The sequence below is a fragment of the Streptosporangium carneum genome, assembly GCF_027922005.1.
GTDB lineage: Bacteria > Actinomycetota > Actinomycetes > Streptosporangiales > Streptosporangiaceae > Streptosporangium > Streptosporangium carneum.
The window spans coordinates 392,914-418,238 of sequence record NZ_BSEV01000001.1; the positions used below are offsets into that span (position 1 = coordinate 392,914).

The 25,325-nt window shown below is 69.6% G+C and carries 24 protein-coding genes and 1 riboswitch; of the genes, 20 read left to right on the top strand and 4 right to left on the bottom strand.

The window, feature by feature from the left end:
• Window positions 1–7: 7 nt before the first annotated feature.
• From PKF00_RS01830 to PKF00_RS01855, 6 genes are all read left to right on the top strand, one after another.
• A complete protein-coding gene (locus PKF00_RS01830) occupies window positions 8–583 on the top strand; it encodes a TetR/AcrR family transcriptional regulator (protein WP_271215544.1) in 576 nt (191 codons plus the stop codon).
• A gap of 170 nt (window positions 584–753) precedes the next feature.
• A complete protein-coding gene (locus PKF00_RS01835) occupies window positions 754–1,647 on the top strand; it encodes a LysR family transcriptional regulator (protein ID WP_271215545.1) in 894 nt (297 codons plus the stop codon).
• A 589-nt stretch (window positions 1,648–2,236) separates the two neighbouring features.
• Window positions 2,237–2,611, top strand: coding sequence for a VOC family protein (locus tag PKF00_RS01840; RefSeq protein WP_271215546.1), 375 nt, complete (start codon window positions 2,237–2,239; stop codon window positions 2,609–2,611).
• Between the two features lie 196 nt (window positions 2,612–2,807).
• Window positions 2,808–3,215 (top strand): hypothetical protein, encoded by a 408-nt coding sequence (locus PKF00_RS01845; RefSeq protein ID WP_271215547.1) that lies wholly within the window; start codon window positions 2,808–2,810, stop codon window positions 3,213–3,215.
• 60 nt (window positions 3,216–3,275) lie between these two features.
• Window positions 3,276–5,138 (top strand): CocE/NonD family hydrolase, encoded by a 1,863-nt coding sequence (locus PKF00_RS01850; protein ID WP_271215548.1) that lies wholly within the window; start codon window positions 3,276–3,278, stop codon window positions 5,136–5,138.
• A 104-nt stretch (window positions 5,139–5,242) separates the two neighbouring features.
• Window positions 5,243–6,082, top strand: a complete 840-nt coding sequence (locus tag PKF00_RS01855; RefSeq protein WP_271215549.1) for an SDR family oxidoreductase — start codon at window positions 5,243–5,245, stop codon at window positions 6,080–6,082.
• Window positions 6,083–6,381: 299 nt separating this feature from the next.
• Here PKF00_RS01855 and PKF00_RS01860 read toward each other — a convergent pair whose 3' ends face one another.
• Window positions 6,382–6,981: an endolytic transglycosylase MltG gene (locus PKF00_RS01860; RefSeq protein WP_309298375.1), complete on the bottom strand. Its 600-nt coding sequence runs from the start codon at window positions 6,979–6,981 to the stop codon at window positions 6,382–6,384.
• Window positions 6,982–7,163: 182 nt separating this feature from the next.
• Between PKF00_RS01860 and PKF00_RS01865 the strand changes: the two genes are divergently transcribed.
• Entirely contained in the window at window positions 7,164–7,910 is a 747-nt protein-coding gene (locus PKF00_RS01865) for a DUF6082 family protein (RefSeq protein WP_271215550.1), read from the top strand.
• Window positions 7,911–7,971: 61 nt separating this feature from the next.
• On the opposite strand, the gene PKF00_RS01870 is transcribed toward PKF00_RS01865, so the two are convergent.
• Window positions 7,972–8,946 (bottom strand): VldE C-terminal domain-containing protein, encoded by a 975-nt coding sequence (locus PKF00_RS01870; RefSeq protein ID WP_271215551.1) that lies wholly within the window; start codon window positions 8,944–8,946, stop codon window positions 7,972–7,974.
• Between the two features lies 1 nt (window position 8,947).
• Window positions 8,948–9,085: riboswitch (cyclic di-AMP (ydaO/yuaA leader) on the bottom strand.
• 329 nt (window positions 9,086–9,414) lie between these two features.
• On the opposite strand from PKF00_RS01870, the gene PKF00_RS01875 reads away from it, so the two are divergent.
• Together PKF00_RS01875 and PKF00_RS01880 are read left to right on the top strand one after the other, a co-directional pair.
• Window positions 9,415–10,068, top strand: a complete 654-nt coding sequence (locus PKF00_RS01875; protein WP_271215552.1) for a response regulator transcription factor — start codon at window positions 9,415–9,417, stop codon at window positions 10,066–10,068.
• 59 nt (window positions 10,069–10,127) lie between these two features.
• Window positions 10,128–11,321 (top strand): sensor histidine kinase, encoded by a 1,194-nt coding sequence (locus tag PKF00_RS01880; RefSeq protein ID WP_271215553.1) that lies wholly within the window; start codon window positions 10,128–10,130, stop codon window positions 11,319–11,321.
• Between the two features lie 151 nt (window positions 11,322–11,472).
• On the opposite strand, the gene PKF00_RS01885 is transcribed toward PKF00_RS01880, so the two are convergent.
• Window positions 11,473–11,952, bottom strand: coding sequence for a hypothetical protein (locus PKF00_RS01885; RefSeq protein WP_271215554.1), 480 nt, complete (start codon window positions 11,950–11,952; stop codon window positions 11,473–11,475).
• A 277-nt stretch (window positions 11,953–12,229) separates the two neighbouring features.
• Window positions 12,230–12,706 (bottom strand): hypothetical protein, encoded by a 477-nt coding sequence (locus PKF00_RS01890; protein ID WP_271215555.1) that lies wholly within the window; start codon window positions 12,704–12,706, stop codon window positions 12,230–12,232.
• A gap of 181 nt (window positions 12,707–12,887) precedes the next feature.
• Between PKF00_RS01890 and PKF00_RS01895 the strand changes: the two genes are divergently transcribed.
• The 11 genes from PKF00_RS01895 (at window position 12,888) to PKF00_RS01945 (ending at window position 25,276) form a co-directional block, all read left to right on the top strand.
• A complete protein-coding gene (locus PKF00_RS01895) occupies window positions 12,888–14,039 on the top strand; it encodes a peptidoglycan-binding protein (protein WP_271215556.1) in 1,152 nt (383 codons plus the stop codon).
• Complete coding sequence (locus PKF00_RS01900; RefSeq protein WP_271215557.1) at window positions 14,036–14,770, top strand: ABC transporter ATP-binding protein; 735 nt, start codon at window positions 14,036–14,038, stop codon at window positions 14,768–14,770. Before PKF00_RS01895 ends, PKF00_RS01900 begins: the two co-directional genes overlap by 4 nt.
• The gene (locus PKF00_RS01905) at window positions 14,767–15,960 is read left to right on the top strand and encodes an ABC transporter permease (protein WP_271215558.1); all 1,194 of its coding nucleotides are present in this window, start codon (window positions 14,767–14,769) and stop codon (window positions 15,958–15,960) included. The genes PKF00_RS01900 and PKF00_RS01905 overlap by 4 nt, the downstream gene beginning before the upstream one ends.
• Before the next feature lie 207 nt (window positions 15,961–16,167).
• The gene (locus PKF00_RS01910; RefSeq protein ID WP_271215559.1) at window positions 16,168–17,592 is read left to right on the top strand and encodes an FG-GAP repeat protein; all 1,425 of its coding nucleotides are present in this window, start codon (window positions 16,168–16,170) and stop codon (window positions 17,590–17,592) included.
• An 876-nt stretch (window positions 17,593–18,468) separates the two neighbouring features.
• Entirely contained in the window at window positions 18,469–19,446 is a 978-nt protein-coding gene (locus PKF00_RS01915; protein WP_271215560.1) for a UDP-glucuronic acid decarboxylase family protein, read from the top strand.
• A gap of 9 nt (window positions 19,447–19,455) precedes the next feature.
• The gene (locus tag PKF00_RS01920; RefSeq protein WP_271215561.1) at window positions 19,456–20,985 is read left to right on the top strand and encodes a nucleotidyl transferase family protein; all 1,530 of its coding nucleotides are present in this window, start codon (window positions 19,456–19,458) and stop codon (window positions 20,983–20,985) included.
• Window positions 20,975–21,964: a hypothetical protein gene (locus tag PKF00_RS01925; RefSeq protein ID WP_271215562.1), complete on the top strand. Its 990-nt coding sequence runs from the start codon at window positions 20,975–20,977 to the stop codon at window positions 21,962–21,964. Before PKF00_RS01920 ends, PKF00_RS01925 begins: the two co-directional genes overlap by 11 nt.
• 26 nt (window positions 21,965–21,990) lie before the next feature.
• Window positions 21,991–22,353, top strand: coding sequence for a YybH family protein (locus PKF00_RS01930; RefSeq protein WP_271215563.1), 363 nt, complete (start codon window positions 21,991–21,993; stop codon window positions 22,351–22,353).
• Window position 22,354: 1 nt separating this feature from the next.
• The gene (locus PKF00_RS01935; protein ID WP_271215564.1) at window positions 22,355–23,176 is read left to right on the top strand and encodes a hypothetical protein; all 822 of its coding nucleotides are present in this window, start codon (window positions 22,355–22,357) and stop codon (window positions 23,174–23,176) included.
• Window positions 23,173–24,555: a phenylacetate--CoA ligase family protein gene (locus PKF00_RS01940; protein ID WP_271215565.1), complete on the top strand. Its 1,383-nt coding sequence runs from the start codon at window positions 23,173–23,175 to the stop codon at window positions 24,553–24,555. The genes PKF00_RS01935 and PKF00_RS01940 overlap by 4 nt, the downstream gene beginning before the upstream one ends.
• Window positions 24,533–25,276 carry a HalD/BesD family halogenase gene (locus PKF00_RS01945; protein ID WP_271215566.1) on the top strand — a complete coding sequence of 248 codons (744 nt, stop codon included), beginning with the start codon at window positions 24,533–24,535 and terminating at the stop codon, window positions 25,274–25,276. Before PKF00_RS01940 ends, PKF00_RS01945 begins: the two co-directional genes overlap by 23 nt.
• The last annotated feature ends 49 nt before the right edge of the window (window positions 25,277–25,325 follow it).

Sequence of the window (25,325 nt, forward strand, 5' to 3'; positions counted from 1 at the left end):
AACGCGAGTGGGTCGCGAATCACAGGCGCAGGCGCAGCAGAACCGCGAGCGTGTCGTCGACACGGCGTCCCGGCTCTTCCGCGAACAGGGCACCGAGGTCAGCGTCGCCGATCTGATGAAAGCGGCAGGGCTGACCCACGGCGGGTTCTACAAGCAGTTCGCCTCCAAGGGGGCGCTCATCGGCGAGGCGACCGCGCACGCCTTCGACGAACACACTCGCCTGCGCGCCACCGCACTCGAACGACACGCCGGGGACCACGACGCCGCCCAGCGGGCGTTCATCGACGCCTACCTCTCAACCGGGCACCGCGACAACGCCGCGGACGGCTGCCCTGTCGCCGGGCTTGCCGTCGACATCGCCCGCGGTCACGGCGACGCCGAAGCTCGCCGCGTCTTCACCGAGCAGGTCGGCGACACCGCCGCCTGGCTCGCCACCGCAGACCAGGACGGCATCGCCCGGCTGTGCACCATGGTCGGCGCCCTCGTCCTCGCCCGCGCCACCACAGGCAGCCCGCTGTCCGAAGACATCCTCGCCGCTGCACGCGCGGTGTTGACCGGCGCCGGCGACCAGTTCGCCCCGTAGGCGGCCACTCCGCGGGTGGGTCGCCGAGGCGTCTTGCGGTACCACGACGATTCGCGCTCGTGGGGCGGATGTCTTGATTCATGTGTTTTGAGGATCAGTACGGTGAACGCCCAAAAAACGATGAATCCTGAAAAATCACCTTCAGTAGAAGTAGACGGAGCGGGCCAGGCGTGGAACTGCGTGACATCGAGATCTTCCTGACCCTGGCCGAGGAACTGCACTTCGGCCGCACCGCCGCCCGACTGCGCGTATCACCCGCCCGCATCTCCCAGGCGATCCAGAAGCAGGAGCGGCAGATCGGCGCGCCGTTGTTCGAGCGCAACAGCCACACCGTACGGCTGTCGCCGGTCGGGCAGCAGCTGCGCGACGACCTTCGGCCTCTTTACGCCGGGCTGAAGGACAGCATGGAACGCGCCCAGCTCGCCGGCCAGGGCATCACCGGCGTCCTGCGCGTCGGCATGCTGCCCGCCAACGCCTTCGACCTGCGCCCTTACTGGGACGTCTTCCGCCTCCGGCACCCGCAGTGGAAGCTACGCGTCCAGAAAATCCAGTTCAGCGACGCCTTCGCCACGCTGCGCCGCGGGGACATCGACGTCCTGATCGCCTGGCTGCCCGTCGACGAGCCCGACCTCACCGTGGGACCCGTCCTGTTCGCCGAACCCCGGGTGCTGGCCGTCTCCACCGGCCACGAGCTCACCCGCCGCACGTCGGTCTCCCTGGAGATCGCCGCCGACTTCCAGCACCCGCAGTCCGACACCCGGCCCGACTACTGGTACGACGCCGCCATTCCGCGCGAGACCCGCCGCGGCCGCACGATCGAGCGTGGCCCGCTGGTGCATGACACGGAAGGCGCCATCACCCTCGCCAGCATGGCCGAGATCGTCGTGCTCTTCCCCGCCCACATGACCCGCTACTGGATGCGGCCGGACATCACCTACCTGCCGGTCACCGACATGGGGCCGCTGCCGTACGCGCTGGTGTGGCGCAGTGAGACGGAGAACGAGCTCGTTCGGGCCCTGGCCGAGGTCGTCCGCGATCTCGGCCCCCTCGCGCCACAGCACTGATCGCCGAACGACATGGTGAACCCGGAAGCGTTGGGCGGTCCGGACGTCATCAGGTGCAGCGCCGCCTGGGGAGGGGGGCTCCACCGGACGATCTCGACGGCGACGGTGCAGGCCACCTCCGGGATCAGGTGGCGGCGGTGCACGTAGCGCAAGCCCTCCTCGCTGCCGGCCCCAAGCGCGCTTCCGGTCCCCGGCCGGCGCGTCCAAGAACGCGTGCTCGCGCGACGTCAGCGTGAAGTACTTGATCAACTCCTCGCGCCCGATGTCTGGGAACGACCGAAGACGCTCCGGCTGCTCATCCGACAGAAACCTCGTCAACATCGACCACTCCATGCGCTACAGATCACCCAGGTCGTGACGAGCCGTAGCGGAGATGATCAACAAGGATCGTGGAAGGCGAGAAGCCGCAGGTCAGAGGTAGATCTGTTGGATTTCCGCCGTTTGCTACGGGAACCCCGTTAAGCCGGTGGTTAACGCGGCGTTGCGAGATCCGGCATTGCCGACAGCGAGCCGTACCGGCAGCCTTGATCCAGGACGAATCAGCACATGGAAGGGGAAACGTGGCATACAACCGCATACGAGCAGATTCATGAACATTATCGGCTCAACAGTCGTCTTCACCGTCGACGATCTGCCGAGGTCCCGCCACTTCTTCACCACCTACCTGGGTTTCCGCGAGGTGCTCGACACACCGGATCTCGTCTGGCTGAACCGCGATGACGCGGCCGTCGACATCATGCTGCACCAGCACGTCCTCGAACGGCCGCGCGAGCGGATCGCCCAGCCGGTGGTGGCGTTCGCGGTCACCGACCTGGTCAAGGAGTCCGCGCGGCTGAGCGCCGAGGGCGCGCCCGTCACCACGCGGTTGCGGCGCAGCCCGTGGGGCGAGCGGCTGATGCGCCTGACCGACCCCAACGGCATCGTCGTCGAGCTGACCGAGTGGATCTCGCCGAGCGGCGCCTGATCCGCCCCACCGGCTCTGCCGGGAGCACACGCCGCGGCCGGCGGCCGAGCAGCCGCCCGTCCCCGTCGCACCGCGCGCTGACAGGCGCACCGGCTGGTGTCAGCGGCCGCGTCAGAGCGGCGACGGTCCCGTCTCAGGGCAGCCGGCGATCGTAGACCCATCGAACTTCGTAACCGATTCCCAGGAGCTCACCACCATGTCTCTCCCCCTCACCGCCCAGGACAAGCTCACCCTCCGCACCGCCGCCTACGGCGCCGTCACCCTGCTGGCGTCCGCCGACGTCGCCGGCTCGCCGCACAAGGCCGCCACCGCCGGCTCGCTCGCCCTGTACGGCGCGACCGGGCCGGTCGGGCACGTGCTCGCCGAGAAGAAGCCGGGCGTCCACCTGGAGGGCAGGACGGTGGCCGCGATGGCCGACCACGTGCTGCCCGCCCTGACCGCCTCCATGACCCTGCTCACCCAGCAGGACCCGGCCGCGGCCGGAGACTTCCGCCAGGCCGTCCTGGTCGCCGTCGAGGCCGCGGCCCGCTCCCATCGGGGCGAGCCCAGCCCGACCGCGACCGAGATGACCCGCAAGATCACCGAAGCTCTCGACGCCGTCTGACGAGCCGGTCGCCCAGCGCGGCCGCAGCCGACCGGCTACGAACAATCACCAGGGATGTCCATGTCTCTTCGCCCATGGCGAGCCTCACTCGCCGCCGTCCCCCTCGCGGCCGTGACGGCGGTCGCGGGGGCTCCCGCCGCCTCCGCGACCGCTGAGCCGGAGATCGAAGTCTCCGGCGGAGTCACCCAGCCCGTCTTCTCCTACACCGATGCCATCCGCGAGCACGTCCGGGTGGAGTCGCCGCTCGACAGTGACGGCGACGGCAGGAAGGACCTGGTCCGGGTGGACATCATCCGGCCGAAGGAGTCCGACTTCGGGCTCAAGGTCCCGGTGATCATGCACCAGAGCCCGTACTTCGACAATCCCGGCGTCGGCTTCCAGCTGGATCACAAGAAATACGACGCGAACGACAATCTGACGAAGTTTCCGCTGTTCTATGACAACTACTTCGTGCCCCGCGGTTACGCGTTCGTGTCGGTCGACATGGTCGGCACCCGGTTGTCAGAAGGCTGCCCGACCGGAGGCGGCCCGTCCGACGTGCTGGGCGGCAAGGCGGTCGTGGACTGGCTGAACGGCCGCGCACCCGCCTACGACGACAACGGCGACCCGGTGAAGGCCACGTGGACCACCGGGCGCACCGGGATGATCGGTCACTCCTACGAGGGCGCGCTGGCCATCGGGGTGGCGGGCACCGGGGTGGCCGGGCTGGAAACGATCGTGCCGCTCGCCGCGCCGAGCAGTTGGTACGACATGTGGCGGGTGAACGGCACCCTCACGGACTTCAAGGGCGGGCAGGTGTGGCTGGCCAAGCGGGTCGACGCCGATCCGCCCGAGAAGTGCGCGGCGGTGCACCAGCGGATGACCGTCGGCTCCGACGACGCCACCGGCGACCACAACGCCTACTGGGGCGAGCTCGACTACCGGGACGGGCCGATCTCGAGCGCGCGCGACGTGCGCGCCAGCGTCTTCCCGGTGGTGGGCATGCACGACCGCAACGTGATGGGCAACCAGTTCTCCCGGTGGTGGGCCGCGTTGCCCCGCCGCGTCGAGCGCAAGGTGTGGGTCACGCAGTACGGTCACCTGGACCCGTTCTGGGCCCGCCGCGACGTGTGGGTCGACACCCTGCACAAGTGGTTCGACCACGAGCTGATGGGCGTGGCCAACGACATCATGCGCCGGCCGCGCGCCGACGTGCAGCTCGGCCCGGACCGCTGGATCACCCAGGCCGGCTGGCCGGCGCCGACGCGTACGGTGACCCTGAGGCCGCGGCAGGACGGCTCGCTGGTCCGCGGCCCCTCCAAGGGCGCTGGCAGCTTCCTCGACACCAAGCAGGCCGAGCTCGCGATGGCCGAGAGCCCCGCCACCGCCGACCCGAACCGGCTGGCCTACCTGACGCCGCCGTTGGAGGAGGCGGTGCGGTTGTCCGGAACGCCGACGGTGAGCCTCAAGGTCAAGCTGGACAGGTCCACCGCCAACCTGGGCGTCCTGCTCGTCGACTACGGCACCGACACCCGCATCCACGGCGTCGACCCCGCCCAGGGGCAGGGCCTCAAACTCGTCCACGGACAGGACTGCGTCGGCGAGGGCACGGCCGATGACGACGGCTGCTACTTCAGGGCCGGGGACAACACGATCACCTCCGGCCTCCAGGTGGTCTCCCGCGGCGTCATCGACGCGCAGAACCGCAGGTCGCTGAGCCGTCCGGCACCTTTGACCCCGGGCCGGCCGTACCAGATCACCTGGGAGATGTTGCCGCAGGACTACGAGTTCAAGGCCGGACACCGGCTGGGTCTGGTGCTGACCGGGACCAACGCCGACCTGGACCAGGCCGTCCTCGGCGAGGGCGAAACCGCCACCGGGGCCAGGGTCACCGTCGACCTGGCCGGCACCTCGATCACGCTGCCGCTGGCGATCTCCGGCTGACAGCGAGCCGGGCTTCCCTCCACACATGCAGGACAAGGCGGTTCACCTTGTCTCCTACCAGTTCAGGTTCACCTTGTCTCCTACCAGTTCAGGAGTATCCGCACATGAAAACCACCTGGTTCGTCACCGGTGCCGGTCGCGGTCTGGGCCGCGCCTATGCCGAGGCCGCGCTGGAGCGCGGTGACCAGGTCGTCGCCGTCTCCCGAAGCGTCGTGCGCGGCGACTTCGACGACGCCTACGGCGACCGCGTGCTGCCCTTGGCCGTCGACGTGACCGACCGGGACGCCGTGTTCACCGCGGTGTCCACCGCGGTCGAGCGCTTCGGGCGGCTCGACATCGTGGTGAACAACGCCGGGAACATGTCCTCGGGCATGGTGGAGGAGTTCACCGAGGCCGAGGCCCGCGCCCAACTGGAGGTCAACTTCTTCGGCGCGCTGTGGGTCAGCCAGGCGGCCCTGGGGCGGATGCGTGAGCAGGGGTCCGGTCACATCGTGCAGATCTCCAGCGTCGGCGGCCTGGGCGGCTTCCCGAGCACGGGGTTGTACAGCGCGAGCAAGTTCGCGCTGGAGGGCATGAGCGAGGCGCTGGCGCTGGAGGCGGCCGCCTTCGGGGTGAAGGTCACCATCGTCCAGCCGGGCGGCTACTGGACCGATCTGTACACCAGCATGACCTCGACCGCTCCGGCGGAGCCGTACGGTCCGCTACGTGCCGAGCTGGCCAAGCAGTGGGCCGAGGGGTCGATCGACAGCGATCCGAGGTTGGCCGCCGAGGCGATGCTGAAGCTGGTCGACAGCCCGGAGCCGCCGCTACGGTTGCTGCTCGGGAGCATGGTGTACGACCTGGCCTTTGACATCTCGCGCCGACGGATGGAGGTGTGGGCGGGCTGGGAGGAGGTCAGCCGGGCCGCCGAGCACGCCGTACCCGCTCCCGGGAGCGATGGCTGACCTTGATGCGGTCGAACGGTGCCGATCGCGCTCTCATCCGTGATCAGGGTCTGTGACGCCGTTGGGCGAGGGCCGGCGCGCACGTCGGGGGCGGACGAACACGCGAAGACGGAGTTGACCCCTCGGTCGGGACACACAGACCGGCAGCTGTCGGGGGCGAGGGAGGAACGGGCCAGGAATCCGCCGGGGTAACCCGTGACCCCGGCAGGCGTGGCGGCGCCGTCCCCCCAGATCCCACGCCGCCACGCCTGGTCCATCGGGGTCGTCCGGACAGCAGCTCCGTCCAGATCACCCCAGCCTCACGGATCGAGCAGGGCGGCGTCCCGTGCACCTCGGGCCTGCCGCCAAACCCGTGCGATCTTGGGCATGTCGCGCTTGTCGGTCGACTCGGCCTGGACGATGCTGGCGATGGTCATGATCTCCAGTGGCGTACGGCCGACACGCCTGGCAACGTCCACCAGGTCGCTGTCCTCGGCGGCGCGCTTGAAGCGTGTCACCATCGCGGCGAGGATCTCGTCGGGGCTCGACGTGGGCGAGAACTCGTAGGTTCCGGAGAAGAACTCGTAGGTTCCGGAGAAGAGGAATCCCTCCAGCGCGCCTTTGGCGTAGGCCGGAAGGCCAAGCGCCCTGCTGTCCTGGCGGCCCGCTTGAACTCCACCAGCGGTCTGTCGGTGGCGGTCGACAACTGCTGCAAGATATCTGAGAGCCGTAGTCCTTCTCGCACGGTCAGGGTGGTCTGTTCCTGTCTGGTCTCGACAGGCGCCTTGCCAGGGCCCTGCCCGGCCACGTCCTTGGGGGCCGCGACCTGGGAGGAGAGCCCCTGGACCACGAGCGTGGATCCGACCGCCATCACGGTGACGGCTGTCGCCGCCGCCAGGGCGAGGCTGCGGCGACGGGATCGGTTCCCGCTGACCTCCTGCCGCGACAGTCGCGCTTCTGCGCGTCCACTACCCGGGTGAGGGGAGGTTGTGGAGATGGACGACACCGGACATGGAGGGTGAAGTAGGCTGCCTCGGGCTCGGCGTCGCCGTATGGGCAGGGGTTCCTGGGGGTGGGTGACCTGACAGTTCGTCATCGGTCTGTGGCCGTTGTGTCGACGGCTCGCCGGGTGGGGAGAGCCCTGGCGCTGCTCGCGGCCGTGGCGGTCGTGCTGGCGGTGGTGTTGCTGTCGCCCTTCGTGCTGAAGGAGGTCTCCGGCGTCCAGGGGGTGGACTGGAACCGGCTGAGTCAGGCCGGTGCGGCGTACGGTTTCACGTCGGCGATCGTCTCGGCGCTGGCGCTGGCCGGCGTCGCCGTGTCGCTGATCGTTCAGAACCGGCAGGCCAGGGCGGAGCAGATTCAGGCGATCCGCGGCTACTACCTTGAGCTGGTCCGTCTGGAACTCGATGACATGGCGTTGTTCCAGCCTGTGTGGGGTGACACCGACATCGCCGACCCTCACGAGCGGAAGCGGCATGTCTACGCCGACCTCATGATGAACTACGCGTGGATGGGCTTTGAGATCGGGACCATTCGCGAGGGTCTGCTGCGGGACATGCTCGCCGGGATGTTCGCCGGCGAGGCCGGGCGGCGTTACTGGGGCAGGGCTCGTACCTCGTGGATCGCCGGTTCGTCGGGGAGTCGTGTGGGTCGTCGTTTCCTGGCCGTCGTGAGTGAGGAGCACGCTCGGGCGGTTGCCGCCGGACCTCCGGCCCGCTCGGTCGTCGTCTCCGATCCACCCGCCGCGCCCGCGGCGAGGGCGGCGCGCGTATGGCGGGTGTCGGTCGGCGCCCTGATCGGCCTGGGCGCGGGCCTGATACTCGGATCAGTGCTCCGCGACCGACGCTGAAGCCCGAACCTCCTCGCGTCAGGCCTTCTTCGTCGGCCCAGGAGACCGGCGACGCCGAGGATCAGTACATCGAGATGTGCGGATGGTCGAAGTGGTTGGCGGTGATGCTGCCGCGGTCGGACATGCCGCGCCAGCCTGAGCCGCTGTTGATGCGCTGACGCCAGATCACGTACTTGACGCCGAGCCGGTCCTTGTTCGCGATGGCCCAGGCGGCGATCTCGTCGCCGAGTGCGCGGTTGGCCGCCGACGGCATGGCGCCGCCGGTGCTCATCATGAAGTCGCAGGCACGGCCCAGAGGGTGCTCACCGCTGCCGCCGCTGCGGTGGCAGCCCACCGCGTAGGGGAGGTCGAAGCGCTTGGCGATGGCCTCACGCATGATCCGGGTGCGGTCGGTGATGTTGTCGGCGCCGATGGGACTCTGAGGCGCCCAGGTGCCGTCGGCGCGGCGGCCGGAACCGGTCGGGACGAGCCGATCGAGTCTGTTCTTGATGTCGCCGACCACCTCCTTGGCCTTGTCGCGCCGGATGTCGGCCTTCTCGACCTCGGCCTCGATCCTGTCGGTGAGGTCGGCCGCGCTCTCCGCGGTCTTCCTCGTGCGTTCCAGGCCGGTGGCGAAGCTCTGCACGTAGGAGCTCTGCTGGACGGTGAGCTGCCCCGCCGCCGTGGATCCCCTCAGGTCGGGGGCGAACAGCAGAGCGGGCAGGTTCCCCTCGCCGCTCTGGTAGCTCCCCTGGACGACGGCGTCGACCTGCCGCCTGACCTCGGCGTAGACCTCTTCGGCCTTGCTCAGGCTCTTCTTCGCGAGGGCCGCGGCTTTCTTTGCCTTCTTGAGGGACTTGCGTTTGGCCGCGTAGGCCTTGGTCAGTTTGTCGACCTTCGTGGCGGACTTGGCCAGATCGGTGCGGAGCTCCGCCTCGGTGGGGGCGGGGGCGGCGGCGGAAGCCGTGTTCGCGGGGCCGAGCGCGAGTGTGACCGCGGCGAGAACACCGGCCGTGAGGGATGCGTGACGACGGAACATGGGGGACGTGCGGGTCAACTGCTTTCCTCTCCTCTGCCGACCGGGTTAGCTGACGGGTTCGGGCTGGAGGAAGCCCGTCCACCGAAGTGGATTCACCCCACGTGCGGTGGGTCCCCGGTTCCCAGGCGAGGCGCCTGGGATTAGGCGTGTCGGCTGCTACAGCCGAGGCGAAACGGAGCTTAGTAGTAAATAACAGGTCATGTGAAGTCAAAGTGCACTAAAGGGGATGTTGATCTCAGTCAACATCAACTATGCATGAAACGGTCACCCATGTCTGAGGCCGCGCCCCCGATGCCCTGACGCCGCCGCCCGGTCTCGGTCCGCGGCACCCGTCCGGACAGCCGCAGAGGGATGTCCCGCCCGCGGAGGACTCGCCGTACGACGGTCAGCGCCTTGTCCTGCCCGTCCTCGTCGTCTCGCCGTCCCGTAGTCATGATCGTCGGAGTGTTAACCGCAGTCTTATCGAGGATTTGCGGTAATCAGGGCATGCGGATATTGGTGGCCGAAGACGAGCGTTTCCTCGCCGACCTGGTGGCCGAAGGACTGCGCGAGCAGGCGATGGCGGTCGACATCGTCCACGACGGGGCCGCCGCGCTGGAACACCTCGTGGTCAACGACTACGACGTGCTCGTGCTGGACCGGGACCTGCCCCGGGTGCACGGTGACGAGGTCTGCCGTGAGCTGGCCCAGCGCGGGGAGTCGGTGCGCATCCTGATGCTGACCGCCTCCGGCGCGGTGCACGAACGGGTCACCGGACTGAACCTGGGAGCAGACGACTACCTGGCCAAGCCCTTCGCCTTCGGCGAGTTGGTGGCGCGCATCCGCGCGCTCGCCCGGCGGGGCGGCCCGCCGCTGCCCCCGGTGCTGGAATGGGACGACGTCACCCTGGACACCGCGCGTCGGCAGGCCCACCGCGACGGCCGCTATCTGCCGCTGTCCCGTAAGGAGTATGCGGTGCTGGAGGTGCTGATGCAGGCACGGGGCAAGGTCGTCAGCACCGAGGAGCTCCTGGAACGGGCCTGGGACGAGCACACCGACCCGTTCACCACCGTCGTCAAGGTGACGATGAGCAAGCTGCGGGCCAAGCTCGGTGACCCGCCTGTCATCGTCACCGTCCCCGGAAGCGGATACCGGCTGTGAGCACGGCGCGGGTCGCGCGGCGGACACGGCCGTTGCTCCGTGGCTCGATACGGACCCGGATGACGCTGCTCTACGGTGGGGTCTTCACGGTCATCACCCTGGGGGTGCTGATCGCCGCACAGCAGTTCCAGCAGATCATCGTCGGCAGGCAGTTGCCGGACTCCCCCCTGAGGCTTCCGCTCAACACGGTCCCGTGCGATCGGCGCCCCGCCGACGCCCCCTGCTCGATCATCCCCTACAGCCCCCAGCAGACCGCGCCGGGGCCGGACCGGTTCCTCGCCAAGGACGGGACCGAGCTGAAACAGAACCTGGTGAACTCCCAGCGGATCATCACCGTGATCGCCATCGTGGTGATCACGGTGCTGGCGTTCACGGTGTGCTGGTGGCTCACCGGGCGGCTGCTGCGGCCACTTCACCGCATCACCACCACCGCCCGCCGGCTGTCGCTGTCCAACCTGCACGAACGCATCGCGCTCACCGGAGCGCAGGACGAGCTCAAGGAACTCGCCGACACCTTCGACGCCATGCTCGACCGGCTGGAACACGCGGTGGCCAGTCAGCGCCGCTTCGTCGCCAACGCCTCCCACGAACTGCGCACCCCCCTCGCCATCCAGCGAACCGCCATCGAGGTCGGCCTGGTCAATCCCTCACCCGCGAAGCTCGCCGTGATCCGGGCCGAGATGCTGCGCAACACCCAACGGTCCGAACGGCTCATCGAGGGCCTGCTCCTTCTCGCGCAGGGGGAACGGGGCCTCGACGCCCGGGCCCCGGTGGACCTCGCAGCGGTGGTCGAGCAGGTCATCAAGGACCACCTGCCGCTCGCCGAACGCGGCGACGTCGTCATCACCACGACCACCGTCCGCCCGGTCGTCGTCGCCGGTGACGAGGTGATGCTCATCCGGCTGTTCGCGAACCTGGTGCACAACGCGATCCGGCACAACCACCCCGGCGGGCACGTCACAGTCGAGCTGTCCCCCGAGAGCGGGGCGGTGGTCCGTAACACCGGCCCGCACGTTCCGCCCGACCGGATCGGCGAGCTCTTCGAACCCTTTCGGAGGCTGCACCGGGACCGGATCGGATCAGCCGACGGTGCGGGGCTGGGCCTTTCCATCGTCGCCGCCATCGCCCACGCCCACGGCGGCACCGTGCACACGACGGCCAACCCGGGCGGCGGGCTCTCCGTCACCGTGTCCCTCCCGGCCCTCACCCCGTCCTCCCCGGTCGAGTCGTCGGGCGTCTCCGGCAGGCGGTAGCGCCGACGCGCGAACAGCGGACGTCGCGGGGCCGGCCCTGCCGTTCGCCCGGCGCGGAGACTCCCCGTCACCCGTCCCTCCGCGATCAGGTTGACGGTCGAGGCCGTCGGATGACCGCGAGGGACGGGCGTCCCGCCGGACGGGTGAGCCGTCACCTCTTCGGGGCGGGGACCTCCTTGTTGCAGACGGTGAAGGCCGCCGTGAGCTTCTCCTGGGTGTCTCCGGGGCCCTGCTCGACGCTGAGGTTGGTTTCTCCAGGCCCGGGATCCTTGGCGTCGATTCCTTGCCTGCGCAGGCACTCCGCCGTCTTCAGGGCGTGGTCTGTCAGCTCCTGGGGCGGACCGCCCTCGTAACGGGCGGGAGGCGCCAGCTTCCCGCAGGCCGCCCGGGCCGCCGCCGACTTCGGGTCATTGGGGTCGGCCGTCACCTTGCCGCCGCCCGGAGGCCTCCCCTGGGAGTCGGGGACGGGAACCTCAACGCCGTTCTTCTTCATGCACTGGGCGAACTGCAGTGCCTTTTCGTACTCGTCCTTTGACAGCGTCTGCTGTTGCGCCTGGCCGCCGTCGCCGCACCCGGTCAGGCCGAGTGCGACGACGGCCAGAACCGCCGCGGCAAATGAGAGTCTTTTCACGCTCCCAGCATGGACGCCGCGGTATATCGGCACGGTGACCGGCAACGTTAACCATTCCCTTACGCGATCTTCCGGGCGGCGGATCGCGAAACCACCGCACGCATGTCGGTCGCCCGGGCGTCGGCGGAATTCCCGCGCGCGCAATTCCGTCAGGCAGGCGACTGGATTTTGTGAACCGGTCGCTTTTCGGCGTCGTGGCACGGCCCGGTGCGTTCGGAACGCCGGAGAAACCGCTCTGGAATCCTTCGAGGCGGCCCCGGCCCGGCGTGCCGGGTCGTCATCTCCGCGGAGCGGGGACCTCCCTGTCGCAGGCGGCGAAGGCCGCCCTGATCTTCTCGGGGGTGTCTCCGGGGGCCTCGTCAACGGTGAGGCCGATCTCTCCCGGCCTGGGGTCCTTGGCGTCGATCCCTCGCCTGCGCAGGCACTCCGCCGTCTTCAGGGCGTGGTCCACCATCTCCTGGGGCGGCTTTCCGTCGGAGTGGGCGGGCGGCGCCAGCCTTCCGCAGGCCGCACGGGCCGCCGCTGTCTTCGGATCGTTGGGATCAGCCGTCACAGAGACCCCCGCCGGCATTCTTCCGTCGGGGTCGGGGACGGGAACCTCAAGGCCGTACTTCCGCATGCACTGGGCGTACTTCAGCGCCTTGTCATATTCGTCTTTTGTCAGCGTTTTCGGTTCCGTCTGGCCGCCACCGCAACCGGTCAGTCCGAGCGTGACGGCGGCCAGGACCGCTGCGGCGAGCGAGAGTTTCTTCATGTTCCCAGCGTGAGGACCGCGGGGTTTCGGAACGGTGACCGCCGACGTTAACCGTTCTCTTACACGCTCTTCCGGCGGCGCCTAAGGCCGTGGTTAACGGTTGTGGTCACCTCGGAGAAACCGGTCGTCGTCCAGGCTGAGCGCCATGAAGTCGTGATCGTCGATCGGAGGGAGGTCGATCATGCTGGATTCCGACGTCGAAACGTCCGACGCGAGGAGAAGCCCGCCCCCGCCCGGCGGAACCCCGCGCCCGCGCCCGCGCCGTCGCCGCTGGGCGTCGCTGGGCGTGGCTCTGGCGCTGGTGATCGGCGCGTCAGGCGGGACCTACTACGCCCTGCGGGGCGGTGAGAGCTCGACGCCGCAGGCCAGTGCCGCGTTGCCGACGGTCCCGGTGGTCCGCGTCGACATGATCAGCGTGCGGAACGTGGACGGCACCCTCGAACACGCCGGCAGCTACACCGTGCTGGGCGGCGGCGGGCGGATCACGTGGCTGCCGGAGGCCGGTGACGTGATCCGGCGGGGTGAGCGGGTGTACGGGGTGGACGGCCACGGCGTCCCGTTGTTCTACGGGACGACGCCGTTCTGGCGTGACCTTCGGCAGGGGATGACCGGGCGCGACGTGCGGCAGCTGGAACGGAACCTGAAGGCACTCGGCTATGGCCGCGACCACGGCATGACCGTGGACCGCGAGTTCACCTGGGCGACCGCGCGGGCCGTCATGGACTGGCAGGACGACCTGAACGTCCCCCGGACCGGCGAGGTGAGGATGGACGCGGTGACGGTGCAGCCGGGCCCGATCCGGGTGACCGCACTCAACGCGGTCCTCGGCGCCCAGGCCGGCGGCACCGTGCTGACCGCCAGCGGCACCGAGCGGGTGATCACGGTGAAGCTGCCGGTCAACGACCAGAGACTGGCGAGGAAGGGGTCCGAGGTCCGGGTCACCCTGCCCGGCGGAAAGACCGCCACGGGACGGGTCACATCGATCGGAAGAGTGGCCTCCGCCGGCGCCACCAACGCTCAGTCGCAGACGGGAGAGGGCACCCGGAACGCCACCGTCGCGGTCCACGTCACCTTGGACGGGGTGAAGAGCGCGGGCGGCCTGGACGGCGCCCCGGCCACGGTCGGGTTCTCCGGCGTCAAGCACAGGGGCGTGCTGGCGGTGCCGATCAACGCGCTGCTCGCCTCGGGCGAGGGGGAGTACGCGGTGAAGGTCGTGGAGGCCGACGGGACCTCCCGTGACGTGCCGGTGAGGCTCGGCGTCTTCGACGGGGACAACGTCGAGGTGAGCGGCGACCTCGCCCCGGGAATGAGGGTGGAGGTGCCCCGGTCATGACCGGTGAGAGGGTGGCCCCGGTCGTGGTGGAGAACGCCACCAAGGAGTATCCCGGTGGTGTGCGAGCAGTGCGTCAGGTGTCGCTGACCGTCGAGGCCGGGGAACTGGTGGCGATCGTCGGCCCCTCCGGTTCGGGGAAGTCGAGCCTCCTGAACCTGATGGGGACGCTGGACAACCCCACCTCCGGCCGAGTCCTGATCCAGGGGCACGACGTCGCCAGGCTCCCCGACCGGCGGTTGGCGGCGGTGCGGGCCCGGTGGATCGGGTTCGTGTTCCAGCAGTTCTTCCTCACTCCGTACCTGACGGCTCTGGACAACGTCGCCACCGGGCTGCTGTATCACGGGGTGTCGCCGCGGCGGCGTCGCCGGCTGGCCCAGGTCGCGCTCGAACGGGTGGGGCTCGGCCACCGTATGGACCATCGGCCGAACCAGCTGTCGGGCGGGGAGAAGCAGCGGGTCGCGATCGCGCGGGCCGTGGTGGGTGACGCGCCGTTGCTGCTGGCCGACGAACCGACCGGCAACCTGGACTCGGTGTCGGGCGCCGGAGTGCTGGAGCTGCTGACCGAGCTGAACCGCGACGGCACCGCGGTGGTGGTCATCACCCACGACATGGATGTCGCGGCCGCGTTGCCGCGGCGCCTGGAGGTCCGGGACGGCCAGATTCACGCCGACGTCCGGGACGGCCGGATCCGCGCCGGCGTCCGGGACGTGGACACGGGGGTGTCGGCATGATCCCCCTGCCGGAACCGGAGCGGCTGCACCCGCGCGACCTGGTGACGACCGGCCTGGAAGGGTTGCGTGGACGGCCGCTGCGCGCCGTGCTGTCCGCGCTCGGCATCGCCATCGGCGTCGCCTCCATGGTCGGACTGGTGGGGATCAGCACGATCAGCATGGCCGGCCTGTTGGAGGAGATCCGCCAGCTGGGCACCAACATGCTCACCGTGGGACCCGGCACGACGCTGCTGGGCAAGGACGCCGACCTGCCACCCGGCGCGGAGGGCATGGTCTCCCGGATTCCGGGGGTGACCGGGGTGACGGCGGTCGGGCTGGTGCCGGACGCCACCGCGCGCCGTACCGACAGGATTCCCTCGTCGACGACCAGCGGGGTCGCCGTACAGGCCGCTCGGACCGACCTGCTGGAAGCGCTGGGCGGCACGGTGCGGTCCGGCGCGTTCCTCAACGCCGCCACCAGCCGGTATCCGGCGGTGGTGCTCGGCTCGGTCGCGGCGGCCCGGTTGGGCGTCGACCGCGCCGGCGCGCACATCCACATCGCCGGTCAGTGGTTCCTGGTGGTCGGGGTCCTCGACACGGTGAAGCTCGCCCCCGAGATCGACCGGTCGGCGTTGATCGGCTGGCACCACGCCACCCGGCTGGGGTTCGACGGGCACGCCACCACGCTGTACGAGCGGTCCACCAACGAGACCGTGGAGGCGGTGCGGGAGAAGCTGTCCTTCACCGTCAATCCCGAACACCCCGAAGAGGTGAAGGTCAGCCGTCCGTCGGACGCGCTGACCGCCGAGGTCGCCACCACCAGCGCGTTCAACGCGTTGTTCTTCGGGCTGGGCGCGGTGGCGTTGCTGGCCGGTGGCGTGGGGATCGCCAACATCATGGTGATCTCGGTGCTGGAACGCCGCCAGGAGATCGGGTTGCGCCGGTCGCTGGGAGCGACCCGCGGGCAGATCCGTCTGCAGTTCCTCACCGAATCGGTCACCCTCTCCACACTCGGCGGCGTGGTCGGAGTCGGTGTCGGGCTGGTCGTCTGCCTGGGCTTCGCCGGATACAGAGGCTGGCCGTTGGCGTTGCCCACGCAGGCCATCGCCGGCGGGGTGCTGGCCGCCGTCGCCATCGGCGCCGTCGCGGGCCTCTACCCCGCCCGCCGCGCCGCCCGGCTCACCCCCACCGAAGCCCTCGCCACCGCCTGACCGACCGCCTGACCAGCCGACCCCGGGCCGGTCGGGCCGGTCGGGCCGGTGACCGCACCGGGCGGGGAAGAGGCACTCCCCGGCCTCGTCGCCCCACGCGCCGGCGGAGGCCTCTTCCCGCCCTTACACACAGCTCGGCATGTTCTCTACGTGAGCCGGTCATGTGAATTTCACGCGCTGGTGGCCGGGTGTGGGGACAGTTCGACCATGAGCGTCCTTCTCGTCTCCGCTCTCGTCACCTCCCTTCTCGTTCCCGTGACCACCTCCGGCGCCGTCAGGGCGTGTTCCGGGGTGGCCTCTGACTTCGACGCGGACGGCCGCGCCGACGCGGTGATCACGGCGCCGTACGCCACGGTCGGCGACGGGTTCCGGGCCGGCGCGGTGACCGTCATGTACGGCGTGACCAGGGCCGAGCGGTTGTCCCAGGACAGCGAGGGCGTGCCCGACGCCGCGGAGACCGGCGACTCGTTCGGTTCCGCCGTCGCGACCGGAGACTTCGACGGCGACGGCTGCGCCGATCTCGCCGTCGGCGCGTCCGAGGAGTTCCTGGGCGGCAGGGAGCCGGGGGCGGACGGTGACGGCGTGGTGCACCTGTTCCACGGATCACCTCGTGGACTGCGCCCGGGAAGGACTCTGGACGTCACCGACTTCGGACTGCGCCCGGCCCGTGATCGCTTCGGCGCCGCGCTCGAGGCGGGGCAGCTCGACGGCGACGACGCCGACGAACTGGTCATCGGGACTCCCGGGCTCGACGTCGGGGGCGGCGTGGGCGTCTACGGGGTCAGGGGACGCAAGCCGTACATGATCACCAAGGCGACCCCGTGGGTCGCCCAGGAGGCGCTGAACACCGACGAGTTCGGATCGGTGATCGCGACCGGGGACTTCGACGGCGACGGCAGGGACGAGATCGCGGTGGGCGCGCCGGGGGACGGAGGGCTGCGCTCAGGGGCGGGGTCGGTGACGGTCCTGGACATCGCCGCGAGGCAGGCGGGTCCCTACACGCAGGAGAGCCCCAACGTGAAAGGCGCGGGAGAGAAGTGGGATCACTTCGGCGCGTCCCTGGCCTCCGGCGACTTCAACGCCGACGGTCGTGACGACCTGGCGATCGGCGTGCCCGGGGAGGACCTCGACGCGAACGTGCGCGCCCTCGAGTACGGCGCCGGAGCGGTCAACGTGCTGTACGGCTCGCCGCGAGGGCTGAGCTCCCTCGGCAGTGAGATGTGGACGCAGAACTCCCGAGGCGTCAGGGGGAGGACGCGTTACGCCGACCGCTTCGGCGCGTCACTCGCCGCGGGCGACTTCAACGGGGACGGAGACGACGACCTGGCGATCGGCGCGCCGGGGGAGAGCGCGGTACAGGTGCTGGCGGGCACCCGTTCCGGTGGCCTGACCAGCCGTCACAACGTTCTCATCCCCCACGGCGGGAACGGTTTCGGCTCGGCCCTGGCCGCGGTCCGGCGGGGAGGGAACGTCTTCGACGATCTGCTCGTCGGCTCCCCCGACAGCGGCGCGGTGGTCCTCATCGGCGGCGTCCGGAAGAAGGGGTCCTTCCCCGGGCTCGCGGCTCAGCGGCTCCGCACACTCGGAACAGGTCCGTCCGGAGCGCTGTACGGCTACGCGCTGCTCCCGTGAGAGGCGGCGGCCGAACATGGGCGAGCCCCGGAACGCACGGGTGAGCGGGCAGGAGCCCGCGCCGCGGAGACGCTCCGCGGGAACCGCCTGATCGCGAAGGAAACCGGGTTCTCCGGCAAATCATTTGATGGCAAACAAACAAATCATTTGACAACAAACGAACGGAACGAAACGAATTCCCCGTCGACCGTCCGGCGAACACGGTCTGTACGGGATATTCTTCGTTCCGTGTTCGGCCGCGAGCCGGAGCCCGTGTTCGGCCGCGCGCGTCGGACCGCTCCAGTCCGCCGCGGCGACGCGGTCCGCGGGGTTTTCCGGCTCCGCGTGTGCGACGGTCAATCGCCCTGTGGCCTGCGCGAGTGAATTATCGGCGTCCGCCGGGCTCGGCGGAAACCGCGCGGGGCCGACATTCGATGACTGGCGCTCAGGGCGGGGTCCTGTCTCTGCGTGCACAGTCAAGGCGAATGGCGGCCGCCCGAAAGGCATATGACTGCACCATTAAGAGTGCGTACAGTGACCGTTAAACATCTCAGTGTGCAGCATGCGACAAGTATTCGCTGGTCAGAGCCGTGTCCGCCGCCTTATTGATTAACAATCTAAAAGCCGTCATTGATGCCGAAATGTCCGTTATATATCGGTATATCCATATGTTGACAGCTTTTGGTCAACCGAGACGGTTGACGGTGGCGTTCCCCTCGGCATACCCTCCCGGAAGCGTCTAAAGCGCTCTTAAAGGACGCGCGCTGGAGCGTTCAAAGTTTCAATTATTTTGCTGGGGCGCAGAACTACTCGGCTGCGCCAAAACGGGCAAATGGGGAATGTAATCGTGTTGTTCAATGCTGTCGTCGGGGCTGGGCAGAAAAGCAAGAAGTTCATATGAGAAGGCCCGCCGTGGCCATTACCGGTGGCGCTGGATTCCTCGGCTCGCATCTTTGTGAGCGTTTTCTCGCCGAGGGTTATCACATCATCTGTGTCGACAACTTCCTCACCGGCTGCGTCGCCAACGTCGAGCACCTCATGGCTGACGACCACTTCCGCCTGGTTCGCGTGGACGTGTCCCAGCACCTGGTCGTCTCGGGAGCCGTGGACGCCGTGCTCCACTTCGCCTCGCCCGCCTCGCCCGTGGACTACCTCCGGCTGCCCATAGACACGCTCCGGGTCGGTTCGAGCGGCACGTACAACGCCCTTGAGCTGGCCAAGGAGAAGGGCGCGCGGTTCGTCCTCGCCTCCACCTCCGAGGCGTACGGCGACCCGCTCGTCCACCCGCAGCCGGAGAGCTACTGGGGCAACGTGAACCCGGTCGGGCCGCGTGGCGTCTACGACGAGGCCAAGCGCTTCGCCGAGGCCATGACCATGGCCTTCCGCCGGGCCTGCGGCGTCGACACCGCGATCCTGCGGATCTTCAACACGTTCGGCCCCAGGATGCGGCCCTTCGACGGCCGGGCGATCCCGACGTTCATCAGGCAGGCGCTGCTCGGCGAGCCGATCACCGTGTCCGGGGACGGCAGCCAGACCAGGTCGATCTGCTACGTGGACGACCTGGTCGAGGGGGTCTTCCGGGTGTTCAACTCCGACCTGGCCGGGCCGGTCAACATCGGCAACCCGCACGAGATCTCCATGCTCGCCCTGGCGGAGTGGATCAAGGAACTCACCGGCACCGCGTCGGAGATCGCGTTCGTGCCACGGCCGCAGGACGACCCCGAGGTGCGCCGTCCCGACATCACGCTCGCCGGAACCCGCCTCGGCTGGGCGCCGAGAACGCCGGTCGAGCAGGGGCTGCGGAACACCATCGCCTGGTTCCAGGAGCATCCGCAGCTGTGGAGCACCGAGAACCTGGCCGGTGCGGTCTCCTAGGGCAGGCGCATGAGCACGTCGGCGAGGGTCGGTTACACCGACCTGTTCAAACAGGACCGGTCCCATCCGCACTGGGCCTACCACTACGCGCAGCGCCTGGTCGAGCGGCACGGCCCCGGGCGACGGGTGGTGATCCAGACCAGCATGTCGCCGAGCGGCTGGTTCCATGTCGGGAACTTCCGCGACACCGCCTGCGCGTACCTGGTCCACCGGGCGCTGCGGCGCCTCGGACAGGACTCGCTGATCCTGCTCAGCTTCGACGACTACGACCCCATCAGGGTCAGCCAGGCGGTGGAGCAGCCTGACCTGGCGGGTTACGGGCTGCGCCCGCTGGGGGCCGCCACCGAGCGCAGCACCCGGATCTGCCGCCGCTACGTCGCCGAGCTGAAGCGGATGGGCATCTGCCCCGCCGACGCCGACGCCGACGGCCGTACCCCGGCCGACTCCCCCTGGCAGACCCACTACCAGCACGAACGCTATCTCGCCGGCACCTACGTGCCCCTGCAGCGCCGCTACCTGGCCGGCGCGGGGAAGCTGGCCAAACTCCTCGGACAGGCGCCCGAGCACCTGTTCAGCGTCTACTGCGAGCAGTGCGGCAGGGGGGCCACCCGCAACCTGAGGCTGGGCCGCGACCGGGTGCGCTACGCCTGCGCGTCCTGCGGCGCGCTCACCACCACCAGGCGCATCGAGCTGGTGAAGCCGTCCTGGGCGCTCGACTGGACGCTGCGGGTCACCCACGAGCGGATCGACTGCGAACCCGCGGGTCAGGACCACTGCAGCGCGGGCAGCACGATGGACCGCACCCGGGTGATCTACCGCGAGTACCTCCGCGCGCACCAGCCGGTGATCGTGCCGTACGGCCTCGTCCGCCAGTTCGGCGACCGCGGCAAGGTGTCGGGCTCCCGCGGCGGCGGCATGACGCTCGGCGACCTCATGCGGGTGATGCCGCCCCGGCTGATCCTCTTCCTGTACGGCAGGCCCAACTGCCTGTCCGACTTCCGGCTCAGCCTGGAGTTCGCGGCCTTCCTGTCCTACTACGACGCCTACGACCGCTTCCTGGCCAAGGTGCGGGCGGGCGACCGCCGAGCCGTCGCGCTCCACGACCTCATCACCGACGAGAACGACGAGACGGTCCGGCTGCCCGGGATGCGCGCCGTGCTCGGTCTGCTCCAGACCCACTGCTACGACGTCGAACGGGTGACCGCCGTCCTCGGCCAGGCCGCGGCGGAGCGGGTACGGCACGCCCACGCCTGGCTGGCCGCCCACGGCCGGTGCTGGATCGACCAGGTCGCCGAAGCCGAGCCAGGGGACCTGCTCGTCGGCGGCGACCTGCCGGAACGCTGGACCCGCGAGTCGTACCGGACGCTCTACCTGACCCTGTTCGGCACGGAGGCGGGCCCGCCGCTGAGGCGGCTCGAGGAGGTCTTCGACCGGGCCGAACTCGTCGCCGCGGTCCACGCCTACCGCGATCGCGGCGATCGCCCCCTGCGCGATCGGGTGCTCGCCCAGCTCAGGCCGGGGGAGTCCGATGCACGTTGAGATCATCGACCCCACCCTGGAACCGGTGCCCGCCGACTGGGAGGTCTTCCGCAAGCAGGAAGGCCTGATCGCCGCCTGGCAGGCGGAGGCGCTCACGGCGGTCGCCTGGTGTGCCGCCCGGCCGGTCTATCTGGGGATCGTGCGTGAGGGAAGCCAGGTCGTCGGCCTGTTCAGCGGCGCCGTGACGGGGCTGCCGCAGGTCCGGGGCAGGTACGCCGAGCCGGGGGCGCTGCCGTGGGTCGGCTGGTTCGACTGCCGCCTGCTCGTCGGGTTCACCAACGGGTTCGCGTTCGCGGCCGAGCTCGGCCCCGCGGATCGGAGCGAGGCGGTGGCCGCGTTCGAGAAAGCGCTGCGCCGCAGGCTGGGCAGACGCTGCCTGGGCGTCCTCTACCGGCAGATCACCGCGGACCTGCTCCCCACGGTGGGACGCAGGTTCCGGCCCAGGGTCACCACCGCGCCCAACACGCTGCTGCCGAACCGCTGGTCGGACATGGCCGGCTACTTCGCGGACCTGCCGCGTGACCGGCGGCGCCGACTGCGCCGCGTCCACGACGAGGCGTCCGAGCGGACGCGGGTGATGGCGGGCGTCGACGACATCGACCCCGTGCAGGCGAGCGTGCTCGCCCAGGCCACCGTGCGCAAGCACGGCCGTCTCGCCCCGCCCCTGCCCGCCCGCTACTTCAGGGCGCTCAGCGGTGAGGAAGGGGTGCGCTACTTCGGTCATCTCGACCAGGAGCTGCTGCTCTCCTTCGACCTGACGTTCGACGACGGCAGGCGACTGGTCACGACGGTGAACGGCTCGCTGGAAGTGCGGGACGGCGGTCGGCGCGACCTCTACTTCGACCTGTACCTGCGGGAGATCGGCTACATGATCGCGCATGGCCGTGAGGGCTGCGAGTTCGGCAAGGGGATGGCCGAGCTGAAACAGCGCTTCGGATGCGAGCTCGTTCCCCAGTCCACGGTGATCGCCGCGTGGTGACCGTAAAACCTCAGAGAGGAAAGACCATGGAGTTCTCACAGGCGCTCGGCACGCACCTGAAAGCGATCGAGGCACGTGACCTGGACGGTTACCTGGCGACCGTGCACGAGGACGCGTCGCTGATCCTGCCGAACGGAACGTTCCTTCGGGGCAGGGACGCCGTCGCCGAGTTCCACGCCACCTGGTTCGACGACCCCGACTGGTCGATGCGGGCCGAGATCGTCCGGACGGAGACGGTGGGGGACTCCGCGTTCACGGTGCTGTCGGTGGTCTACGACGACCTGGACCCGAACGGGCAGCCGTACCAGAAGGTCTACTACCTGACCCTGTACTTCACCCGCGTCGACGGGCAGTGGCTGCTCATCCACGATCAGAACACCTTCTACTGAGATGAACGGACGGGGATTCTCACAGTCGGCCTGGGACAGGGGATACCGGGCCGTCGTGGCGCGGGCGTTCGCGACCGTGCCGTACTACCGGGAGATGTGGGCGGAGGCGGGCGCGCGGCTCGACGAGCCCGTGGTGACGTCGGCGTCGCGGCTGGACTCGTTGCTGGAACGGCTGTATCCGCTGGGCGCGCCATACGAGCGGCGGCGGGAGGCGCCCGCGTGGGCCGGCGAGCCCGCCGAGCTGTTCGAGGCGTTGGAGCTGACGGGGAGCCACCGGCGCGACCGGCCGCTGTTCGAGGTGCGCGAAGCCCTGCTGGACTGGGACAGGATCGGCCCGGGCGGGGCGCGCTACCACGTCGTGCTCAGCGCTGCGGCGGAGGTGGCCGACCCGGAGCTGCGGTCGGCCGGCCTGCGGGCCCTGCGCGCCGCTCACGAGCCGGGACTGCTGGGCGACGCCGCGCAGATCGCGGAGCTGGACGACCGGCCCGACCGGGCGCGGATCTTCCTGCGTCGGTCCCCCGCGGCGCTCGGCACGCCCGGCGCGCCGCCCGAGGACCCGGACGGACCGTCGCGGGGCGCGGAGGTCCTGCACGACGTCCGCCTCGGCTACCTCGGCGCGCGCCATCGCGGCTGCGGCCGGGCGCACGTGAACTGGCGGCGCGTCCACACGCGCCAGGGCCAGGCGGGGCCGCTGTTCACCATGCTGCGGCGGCACAGGCCGACGCTGGCGAACATCAGCCTGCCGGGCACCGACCACCTCACCGTGGACCGCTGCGGGGAGCACGGGACGCCGATCCTGACGGCCGACGGGGTGAGGCCGTGAGCAGGCTGCGATCCACGATCAACCTCGTGCCGGTGGCCTACCATCTGGCCAGGATCCGTCGCCAGGAGCGCCTTCCCTACGGCGCGCAGCGGCACATCCAGTCCCGGCTGCTGCGCGCGCTGGTACGGCACGCCCACGCGAACGTCCCCCACTACCGGCGGGTCCTCACCCCGGCGCAGGTCGAGGGGCTGCGGACCGCGCACGACCTGGCCGGCTTCCCCGTGCTCGACCGCACGGACCTGCACGAGGCCGCCACCGGCACGGAGCTGCTCGCGGACGGTTTCACCGACGCCAACACCCGCGCCGCCACGACCAGCGGCTCCTCCGGAATACCGATCACGATCCGCAACTCGGAACGCGACCTGGGCTACCTCCGCGCGACCTACCTGCAGGACATGTTGTCCAACGGGCTGCGTCCCGCCGACCGCATCGCCTACTTCAGGGTCGCGCCGTTCCTGCGCCACCCGCTGGAGCGGGCGGGGGTGCTGCGCGGCTTCCACATCCCGACCGACCGGACGCTGGACGAGCAGGTGGCGGCGTTCCTGGCGGCCAGGCCCACGTTCCTGATCGGGTTCCCCAACGTCATCGCCAGCGTCGTGGACGAGCTGCGGCGACGCGGCCTCGCCCACGAGGGCGTCAGGACCGTGCTGTTCGGCGGCGAACGGCTCACCCCGACCGCCCGCGCGCACATCCTCGACTACTTCGGCGCGACCCACCGCGAGGTGTACGCCTCGGTCGAGGTCTTCACCATCGCCCGCACCTGCCCGCGGGGCAGCCTGCACCTTCGCACGACCGACCTGGTCGTCGAGGTCGAGCACGAGGACGGGACCGTCTCCGTCGAGGACGGCCAGGGCGAGATCCTCGTCACCAGGCTGCGCAGCGAGGCGATGCCGCTGATCCGCTACCGGCTCGGCGACCGGGTGCGGATCACCCCCAACGACTGCCCCTGCGGGGTGGCCGCGACCCCGATCGTCCGGGAGGTCGTCGGCCGCAGCGAGGACCGCATCGTCGCCGCCGACGGCAGGCGGTACTACGGGGACTTCCTCACCAGCGCCGTCCAGACCTTCCCCGAGGTGAGCAGGATGCAACTGCTCCAGAGCCGCCCGGGGGCGATCGAGGTGCTGGTGATCCTCGCCGAGGACGCCCGCGCCGACGTGCTGGACGACATCGGCCACGCGGTCCGGCGCAAGGCGCCCGACCTGGAGGTCACCGTACGGCGGGAGCGCCGGATCGTCCCAGAGGCCAACGGAAAGATCAAGATCGTGAAAGTGCTCGACGCCTCCCAGGGTCGTGCGCTTTCTGGTGATTCACCCTCATCTGAGGGGTCACCGTCAACAGAGAAAGGTCAGCTGTCAGATGTCGCTGAAGGAAACGATTGACCAGCGTCTCGCCGAGCACCTGACGTCCGCGTACGCGGACGAGCACGCCGTGCGCAAGCTGTCGCAGCACTTCCGCCGCGAAGGCTACGTGAAGCTGCCCGGACTGGTCCCCCAGGACCTGTTCCAGGAGGTCAGCACGGAGGTTCACCGGCTGCTCGACCTGCACGAGAAGCGGATCGACATCCAGCTGGCCGAGACCGGCAACTCACCCCGCTACATGAGCACGATCAGCCAGCAGGCGATCGCCAAGGACAGCGAGCTCATCCCCGCCGTCTACGAGTCGCAGGCGCTGATGGGCTTCCTGTCACAGCTGGCGGCGCAGCCGGTCAAGCTGTGCCCGTGGGAGGAGGAGAAGTACATCGCCATCCGCCAGCACAAGAGGGGGGACACGCACGGCTGGCACTGGGGCGACTTCAGCTTCACGGTGATCTGGATCATCGAGGCCCCGGGGGCCGAGTACGGCGGCCAGCTCCAGTGCGTCCCGCACACCGACTGGAACAAGCAGGACCCGCGCGTCGAGGAGTACCTCCAGGAGCACCCGATCAAGACGTACGGGCACGTCACCGGCGACCTGTACTTCCTGCGCTCCGACACCACGCTGCACCGCACCATCCCGCTGAACGCGGACAGGACCCGCATCATCCTCAACACCTGCTGGGCCAGTGAGTCGGACACCAAGAAGGAAGCCACTCACGAGACCATGCACGCGATGTTCGACTGACCTGATGTCCGACTCCTTACATTCGACGGGCGCGCATGCGGGCAGGAGG

What these genes read in the sequence shown, in the direction of transcription:
- PKF00_RS01875 (WP_271215552.1), top strand. Translation starts at nt 9,415, where the DNA reads ATGCGGATATTGGTGGCCGAAGACGAGCGTTTCCTCGCCGACCTGGTG.
- PKF00_RS01890 (WP_271215555.1), bottom strand. Translation starts at nt 12,706, where the DNA reads ATGAAGAAACTCTCGCTCGCCGCAGCGGTCCTGGCCGCCGTCACGCTC.
- PKF00_RS01840 (WP_271215546.1), top strand. Translation starts at nt 2,237, where the DNA reads ATGAACATTATCGGCTCAACAGTCGTCTTCACCGTCGACGATCTGCCG.
- PKF00_RS01905 (WP_271215558.1), top strand. Translation starts at nt 14,767, where the DNA reads ATGATCCCCCTGCCGGAACCGGAGCGGCTGCACCCGCGCGACCTGGTG.
- PKF00_RS01930 (WP_271215563.1), top strand. Translation starts at nt 21,991, where the DNA reads ATGGAGTTCTCACAGGCGCTCGGCACGCACCTGAAAGCGATCGAGGCA.
- PKF00_RS01895 (WP_271215556.1), top strand. Translation starts at nt 12,888, where the DNA reads ATGCTGGATTCCGACGTCGAAACGTCCGACGCGAGGAGAAGCCCGCCC.
- PKF00_RS01880 (WP_271215553.1), top strand. Translation starts at nt 10,128, where the DNA reads ATGACGCTGCTCTACGGTGGGGTCTTCACGGTCATCACCCTGGGGGTG.
- PKF00_RS01925 (WP_271215562.1), top strand. Translation starts at nt 20,975, where the DNA reads ATGCACGTTGAGATCATCGACCCCACCCTGGAACCGGTGCCCGCCGAC.
- PKF00_RS01910 (WP_271215559.1), top strand. Translation starts at nt 16,168, where the DNA reads ATGAGCGTCCTTCTCGTCTCCGCTCTCGTCACCTCCCTTCTCGTTCCC.
- PKF00_RS01915 (WP_271215560.1), top strand. Translation starts at nt 18,469, where the DNA reads ATGAGAAGGCCCGCCGTGGCCATTACCGGTGGCGCTGGATTCCTCGGC.
- PKF00_RS01850 (WP_271215548.1), top strand. Translation starts at nt 3,276, where the DNA reads ATGTCTCTTCGCCCATGGCGAGCCTCACTCGCCGCCGTCCCCCTCGCG.
- PKF00_RS01945 (WP_271215566.1), top strand. Translation starts at nt 24,533, where the DNA reads ATGTCGCTGAAGGAAACGATTGACCAGCGTCTCGCCGAGCACCTGACG.
- PKF00_RS01855 (WP_271215549.1), top strand. Translation starts at nt 5,243, where the DNA reads ATGAAAACCACCTGGTTCGTCACCGGTGCCGGTCGCGGTCTGGGCCGC.
- PKF00_RS01935 (WP_271215564.1), top strand. Translation starts at nt 22,355, where the DNA reads ATGAACGGACGGGGATTCTCACAGTCGGCCTGGGACAGGGGATACCGG.
- PKF00_RS01920 (WP_271215561.1), top strand. Translation starts at nt 19,456, where the DNA reads ATGAGCACGTCGGCGAGGGTCGGTTACACCGACCTGTTCAAACAGGAC.
- PKF00_RS01845 (WP_271215547.1), top strand. Translation starts at nt 2,808, where the DNA reads ATGTCTCTCCCCCTCACCGCCCAGGACAAGCTCACCCTCCGCACCGCC.
- PKF00_RS01900 (WP_271215557.1), top strand. Translation starts at nt 14,036, where the DNA reads ATGACCGGTGAGAGGGTGGCCCCGGTCGTGGTGGAGAACGCCACCAAG.